The sequence below is a fragment of the Pelotomaculum terephthalicicum JT genome, assembly GCF_022410535.1.
In the GTDB taxonomy this organism is placed as follows: domain Bacteria; phylum Bacillota; class Desulfotomaculia; order Desulfotomaculales; family Pelotomaculaceae; genus Pelotomaculum_D; species Pelotomaculum_D terephthalicicum.
Genome location: NZ_JAKNBL010000067.1, coordinates 1 through 7,772, shown reverse-complemented (window position 1 = coordinate 7,772; position 7,772 = coordinate 1). Strand labels below are relative to the sequence as shown.

Here is a 7,772-nt window from a genome sequence, read left to right as displayed (position 1 = left end):
CGGAGAAAGTGGTTCCCAGGGATAACAATATCGTAAAGGCTACGGTACTGCGAAAGTTTCATTTGAGTATTTTCGATGAGCATTTTTGATTCCCCCGCTCACTCAACTTCTTTCATGAATAATTATAACCATTTTTGGACAAAAATTTTGGACAAAAAGTCCATCTGCATTGCTGCAAATGGACTTTTTCAGTGCCCTTGTATAATGCGGGTTTGCGGCACTTAAAACCCGGAAACCTACGTCACTCCAAGGTTCTCTCAAAAGAGAGGTTTTGACATGAATTTTGGACGTTGGAGGGATATTGGAGGGATATTCAGGAGGGATATCCGGACCATCTACCGTCGGAACGACGAACGTGTATTAATCAAAAACCAATATTGTAACAGTCATCCTACCATTGACAAATCTTTTCAGGAGTTGATGACTGTGAAAAATCAAGAATATTACGAGCAGCTTTTTGAGCCGTATCCTGATGTCGTTACACTGGATGAATTCAGAGCGATGTTGGGCGGCATTGGAGAAACCACGGCACGAAAGATTTTGCACGGGAACCATATAAAGTACTTTTTCATCCGCAGTACCTACAGGATACCTAAAGTATGGGTTATCGAGTATGTGTTAAGCGACCATTATGCCCAATACCGACAGGAGCTTAAAGTACAGGTTTAGCAGTAATTAAAGAGGATGAAGAAAACATTTCCTCTCCCCTCCGTTATATTTAGGGCTTGCTAAGTTAGAAATAACAAGGATTTATAGATAAAAGTGTCGAAGATATGTGCATGAAAAATGCCAAAACTTTCAAAAACGTGCTAATGTAAAATCCACTGAATACAACTGGAGGAATAGAAAATTGAATATTATAGATAGCGACAATAGAATTACCCCCATTTTTTTAGTTATAACTAATTTGTTTGTAGCATGCCTGCTTATTAGTAATATTATTGCGGGCAAATTAATACAGGTTTCTGGGTTGACACTCCCGGCTGGCGCGATAATATTTCCTGTAACATATATTTTAAGTGATGTGTTAACAGAGGTTTATGGTTACAGAAGAACACGGCTGGTTATTTGGATTGGATTTGCTTGCAATTTACTTATGGCCACGGTTTTCATGGTGGTAATCGCCCTCCCATATCCCGCTTTCTGGCATAATCAGAATGCTTATGCTACGGTACTCGGTATGACCCCTAGATTAGTTGCTGCCTCACTTATAGCTTACTGGGCCGGAGAATTTTCTAATTCATCCACCCTATCGGCTATTAAGAAGCTGACCGGCGGTCGGCTGTTGTGGGTACGCACTATCGGTTCAACGGTGATTGGTCAAGGAGTAGATATGTTGATCTTCATCACCGGTAGCTTTTATGGCTTGGTGCCAGGTGGCGTGTTAATTCAGATGGTGGTGGCTCAGTATGTTTTTAAAGTGGCCTATGAGATTGTTGTGACCCCGTTAACCTATCTGGTTGTCGGTCGGCTTAAGCAAGTAGAAAAGATCGATAGCTTCGACTGGGGCGTAAACTATAATCCTTTCCGCTTCAAAATAAAATAGTTCCTTGAGTTGTAGAAATCAAGATAGGGAGGGTGGTTGCTGAATCATGAAAAAGGCGATTATATTGCTGTCCGGCGGTCTTGACAGTGCAGCTTTACTGGCGCATTTGCTGGAAGACCGTGATTCGGGAGATTTAATTTCACTATCATTGATTTATGGACAAAAGCACCAAAAAGAAGTCAAAGCTGCTGTCGATATTGCCAGGTATTACGGAGTTAAACATATCGTCAAAGAAATCCCCAACATCTTTGCTGGCGCTGGTAGCACTCTAATCGACCTTGATAAATCTAATCCAGAATTGACTTACCAGCAACTCCAAGACGCCTATGGCGTTAGTCCTACATATGTTCCATTTAGAAACGGTATTTTACTGTCTCTGGCTGCAGCTTTAGCTTTAGTCGAAGGTGCTGAGGAAGTATATTATGGTGCTCATGCCGATGATTCTCACAACTATGCTTATCCTGACTGTACTCCAGAGTTCATCGAAGCTATGGGAAGAGCAATTAATGTGGGCACTTACTTCAAAGTAGCATTGTTTGCCCCCTGGTCAATGAAGACAAAGCAGGAGATCGTCTTTGTTGGTCACAAACTGAATACACCATTTGAGTTAACTTGGAGTTGTTATAACGGTAGAGAAAAAGCATGTGGCAAATGCCCGACATGTATCAATCGGATTGAAGCTTTTAAGCAGAATAACCTTACTGATCCAATCCCATACGAAATCGAAGTTGAATGGTGAAAGCAAATTAACTAAATTGTTAATGTGAGGAAGTTTTACATGAATAAACAACTTTTAGTACTTGGATGTTCCCAGACAAAACGGCAGACTCCTGGGCTTCTTCCAGCAATAGAAAGGTACGATGGTTCTTATTACCGTGTTCTTCGGCGTTATCTCCGAGAACGCCAGTGGCCAGACAACTTATCAATTGCCGTATTATCCGCTAGATACGGCCTTATCGGTGGTTTTACGGATATTGAAGACTATAATGAACGAATGAATCAACAGAAAGCTTTAGAATGGGCACCAAAATGCCAATCTATACTTAATGCATGGTCAAGAGATCATTCTCAAATTCACTTCTCTTTAGGAAAAGACTATCTTCCTGCCGTTGAACAAGCAATACATAGTGGTCTAAAAAGTAAAATGGAAGTTTTTGAAGGGCCTATTGGGATAAAGCTTCATCAAATTAAAAACCTTCTTGAAAACACTGGAGCACCAGAAAGGCACAAACCAAAGCTTCCTGAGCCTGGTTCAGGGAAAGTAAGCTACTTTTTACCTGATTGGGATGACCTGCTCGATGAACATTTTGATTTTGAATCGGATAGTTTTTCTGACTTAACCCGACAACAACGAAATGATAAACATTGCTGTGTTTTGATGCAACCTCAAAAAATATGTGATGGTATACTTGTAAGCCTCGCTCAGCACGTGACATCAAAAGGTCCTCTAAGGCGAATGGTAGGGACCGATTCTACCTCTCTTGCTCCTAAAAATTTGCGGCGCCGGTTCGGGCTTGGTAATGACCAATCACTATTTGGTGATTGTGGAGCTTTTAGCTATGTGAATGAAGATGAACCCGCAATATCAGTTGAACAAGCACTCGCCCTGTATGATCTCTATGGTTTTGATTTTGGGGCATCTGTAGATCACATTCCAGTTCCTGTTATTGAACGTAACGGTGAAAAAATAAAACTTAGTGAAGAAGAACGTATAGCTAGAGTTGAAAAAACAAAGCAGAATGCAGCAATATTTATTGAACTCGCAAAACAGCGCCAAGTATCGTTTTTACCGGTAGGAACTATTCAAGCTCTTAATGCAGATGAATGTGCGCAAACTGCTTGTGATTACCACTCAATGGGTTACCGGTACCTCGCCATTGGTGGGCTTGTCCCTATGCATGACACTGTGGTTGAAGAAACTGTAAGAAAAGTTATGACAGCTGTATCATCACTGAAACCACGCCCATGGGTTCATTTATTTGGTATTTTTAGACCAAAACTTCAAAGTTTATTTCGAGAACTTAAAGTTGACAGCTTTGATAGTGCTTCATATTTCCGCAAGGCATGGCTTCGCTCTGATCAAAACTATCTTGCGCGAAATGGTGAATGGTATGCTGCTTTGCGTGTTCCTATGACGAGCGATGGGCGTACTCGTAAGCGTCTCGAACAATCGGGGTTAAATATAGAGCAATTAAAAGCCAAAGAATCTCAAGTAATGAGAATGCTGTGCCAATTTGATCGGGATGAAATCAATATTCAAGAAGTGTTGGATGCGGTTATTGATTATGATGAGCTTTTAACACGATCAAGCGATGCCAGTTCTTTGCGATTAAAATACCAAAAAACGTTAGCAGATCGACCATGGAAAAAGTGCGATTGCCCTTTTTGCCAAAATGCAGGAATTCATATGCTAATATTTCGAGGTTCAAACAGAAATAAACGCCGTGGAGCCCACAATACGCTAATGCTGTACGGAAGCTTGGATAGCACTTATCATGATACAATTAATCAACTTGAGTTAAAAAAGTGATATAAAAAGACAGTTCCTGTGATGCAAGAAAAATGCCCAGAGAATTACAGCGTAATCCTGAGAATCTATATGATTTTTAAAGCTTTCGCACAGGCTATAAAACCGGCACGGACAATAGTTCATTGCATGATCATTAATATAATAGTCGCAATGTTATAATTAAATGCATAATCCAGCTCATTCCATATAATTGGGGGCTATTTTATGAAGATTACCGTAGATGAATTGATAAATGCCATTGAAACAAAAAACACCTACCCATTTGACCCCGAACAAGCAACTGCCATTAGGCATTCAAATGGGCCATTATGGATTATCGCTGGGCCGGGAACAGGAAAGACAGAAGTTCTGGTCGTTAAGGTTTTAAAACTCTTGTGTTGTGACGAGATTGATCCTTTATCAATTATTGTCACTACATACACACAAAAAGCTGCTCTTAATCTTGAAAATCGTATTGCAGAAGGAATGTTATATCTCTCATCAGCTTTTCCGCAAATTGCTGCAATTGATTATTGTCAATTAAGGATTGGTACATTGCACAGCTTGTGCAGTGATATAATGCAAGAATTTAGATATGAACCATTTCAAAATATTCGCTTGATGGATGATACGGAACAGCTAATGTTTATCCGGCAAAATATCGCTAGATATGCAAGGGAACATTCAACTGCTTTTCGAGATCATTTCTGGCCTTTGGTACTTTCGGATGCACGTGAAAGGGCAAGTAATAACCTATGGATTTGGACTAAAGTACTTTCCGTCCTTTTTAATCGAATAATTGAGGATGATATTGATTTAACTGCTGTTAAATCAGCAGGATCGTACTGGAGCGAATTAGCCAGCTTCTTCGAGTATTATGAAAATTATCTTAGGACGGAACACGCCTGTGATTTCTCACATTTGCAGAAGCATTTTTATGATTTCCTTCAAACCACTCAAGGTCAGGAATTTTTATCAGGCACTGGGCGGATTGGCAAGACGCCCATTATGGCCATCTTAGTTGATGAGTATCAGGATACAAATCCAATTCAGGAAAGAATTTATCTGAAATTAGCCTCAAATAGTCCTCATAACATCTGTGTAGTAGGAGATGATGATCAAGCTCTGTTTAGGTTTAGGGGCGGTACCGTGGATTGTATGATTAATTTTAATACTCGATGCTCCTCAGAGTTTGGAGAGATACCAACAAGCGTTAGCCTGAAAACGAACCATCGTTCTAATAAAATGATTATTGATTGGTGCAATGGCTATATCGAATCTTTTGACGTTATGCGAATTCCGGGTGCACGTATCGCCTCAAAACCTCCGTTAGAGGCGGCCCCGGGCAAAACAGATTATCCTGCTGCTGTCAGCTATATCATTGGAAATAAGATGGAAGATGTGGCGGCAGCTTTTGCTGAGTTGGTTGATGATTTACTTTCTCACCATATAATTGAGGATTATTGCCAATGTGTGTTAATTCTTCCCAGTACAAGAGATTCTTCCCGTAATGCAGGGAAGTACATCTCTGCACTGAATGCCCGCGGAATACCAGTTTATAATCCTCGAGCGAAATCTTTTCTTGACCATAATGAGGTTCAGGAATTACTCGGGAGTTTTATTTCAATTATTGATCCTGGTTTAGCCGGAGTTAATCAGGATGCTTTTCCCGATGTGTATAATATGGTTTCTGGGTGGAGAGATGCATTCAATGGGATGGTTGCATCATATCCAGATTTGGGGACTTATATAACAAGGTCATCAAATATTATCAAAACAAATACAGATCCAAAAAAATCGTTTGCTGAATATGCTGCCGGCGTATTATTTAGAATAATTTCATTTGCTCCTTTTTCCGAGTATCAATCCAATCCAGAAAGAGATTTGAGAATTAGCAAGATAACCAGAGTGTTTGAATCGTTTTTATCTCTTAACGGTCGTGCACTTAAAGTCGATGCTAATAATCCGAGCAGTATTGAATCATGGTGGGTTTCTCGTTTTTATACTTCGTTATGTGGTTACTTGGCACAGTATGGGATGGATGACGATGAAGATGATGAAGTAATATGTCCAAGAGGTTATTTACCTCTAATGACAATTCATCAATCGAAGGGTCTAGAATTTGATTTCGTATTTGCTGGAAATTTGTCAAGAAGTGTTTCACCAAGCGAATCCCATTATATCGAGCAAGAATTTTCAAGGTTTAGAAGGGTTCCCTTTACAATAGTGCACTCTATTAATGATTTAGCTTGGCACGATGATATCCGCTTACATTATGTTACTTATTCTCGTGCAAAAAATGCCCTTGTCTTATTAGCAACAAAAAACCAATTCTCTCGCAAAGGAAACCAAACGGCATCATTTTCACAGTACGGGGGAACTTGGTTCAAGAATAACTATACTATTCTATAGAAGAGGGGGTAACAGTATGCGTTGGACACATTATGATGGAATGAATTTTCCATTTAAGGGCAATGCCCCAGTTAAAAGAAGATATAGCATTACCGCAGATGTATTATCATACCAACTCTGCCCTCAACAATATGCATTGTATAAAATCAGGAAATACGAAGCCTCGATGACTAATCAATTATTTTATGGTACAGTTATTCATCAAGTCCTCGATAGAGCTCATATGCACTATAAAGGGCTACTTGTTCCTGCCACAGCTGGAACACTGCCTTCAAATTTAGATATTAAACGCTATTTTGATGAAGTTGACAGTGCTTTAAAGGCAAGGAGGATATCCGCAGGGACAAAAGTAAAAGATCAGGCACTAGAGATTGTAAAGCGTTTTAACCGTATTGAAGGGCCTTCTTTATATCACCGTGTAGTTAATACTGAATGTCGCTTGCAAACTGATAAAACCGATTATATCTTAAATGGTAATGTGGACGTTCTTGCTATCTCCCCCGAAAATCCCGATTCTGTAGAAATATGGGATTACAAAGGTACCAATTTACCCTCTCGTGGCGACCCACAATATCAGCAATATATTTATCAAATGCAAGTATATGCTGAGCTTTATCGCAAACAAACTGGAAAAATGCCACAAAAGGCAATATTGTATTTTCTGAACTCGCTAAGTGGACCAATATCTCCTACATGTAGGCCGGGAAATGCTATATTAGAAGTAACCCTTGATGCATCTGAAGTTGATACAGCTATGAATAACTTTGCAAATACTGTATCTGAAATTGAAAGATCAAGAGATTTTGGTATATGGGCAAATCCAATCCAAACACCACCGAAGGAAACTTGCGATATTTGTGACAAGCGTTGGAATTGTCCAAACTCTGGACAGGTGTATCCGATGAGGCATCCATAATAAAAGTATATGCATACATAAATAGCATTGGGAGATTCCCCAGCACGCTATTATATAAAAGCTATATTATGACATGAAGGAACATGGTTTTGTGCCTATGTTTTCTTTTCATATATTAAAGTAAAAAAGTCGTTTGCTTTATTTAGTGATAAAGCAGGCGACTTTTTTGCAGACTATGGAGCAGGAGGCGCAATTACGGGACGCGGGTTGTTCCCCTGTCTTGGAGCAGGGGTAGGGCAGAAATACCTAAAATCGCATGCTGCGTAAGCGTCAAATATGGCACACCTGTACATCAAGCAAGATTTGGGGTATTCTCATCCAGAGGAATGTTGGGGCATGCGGCAGTCAGTCGGCAATGCATCCGACCAGGGCAACAAACTGTCTATGAC

6 protein-coding genes are annotated in these 7,772 nt (G+C 39.9%); all 6 read left to right on the top strand.

From position 1 onward, the window contains the following. The first annotated feature begins 276 nt into the window (after positions 1 to 276). Positions 277 to 669, top strand: a complete 393-nt coding sequence (locus L9W92_RS19245; protein WP_312038125.1) for a hypothetical protein — start codon at positions 277 to 279, stop codon at positions 667 to 669. 181 nt (positions 670 to 850) lie between these two features. Beyond that, the gene (locus tag L9W92_RS18160) at positions 851 to 1,546 is read left to right on the top strand and encodes a queuosine precursor transporter (RefSeq protein WP_240085155.1); all 696 of its coding nucleotides are present in this window, start codon (positions 851 to 853) and stop codon (positions 1,544 to 1,546) included. 46 nt (positions 1,547 to 1,592) lie between these two features. Beyond that, positions 1,593 to 2,285, top strand: coding sequence for a 7-cyano-7-deazaguanine synthase QueC (queC, locus tag L9W92_RS18155; RefSeq protein WP_240085154.1), 693 nt, complete (start codon positions 1,593 to 1,595; stop codon positions 2,283 to 2,285). A 39-nt stretch (positions 2,286 to 2,324) separates the two neighbouring features. Beyond that, positions 2,325 to 4,076 (top strand): tRNA-guanine transglycosylase DpdA, encoded by a 1,752-nt coding sequence (gene dpdA / locus L9W92_RS18150; protein ID WP_240085153.1) that lies wholly within the window; start codon positions 2,325 to 2,327, stop codon positions 4,074 to 4,076. Between the two features lie 204 nt (positions 4,077 to 4,280). Further along, positions 4,281 to 6,467: a UvrD-helicase domain-containing protein gene (locus tag L9W92_RS18145; protein WP_240085152.1), complete on the top strand. Its 2,187-nt coding sequence runs from the start codon at positions 4,281 to 4,283 to the stop codon at positions 6,465 to 6,467. Positions 6,468 to 6,483: 16 nt separating this feature from the next. Next, entirely contained in the window at positions 6,484 to 7,383 is a 900-nt protein-coding gene (locus tag L9W92_RS18140; protein ID WP_240085151.1) for a PD-(D/E)XK nuclease family protein, read from the top strand. Positions 7,384 to 7,772: the final 389 nt, after the last annotated feature.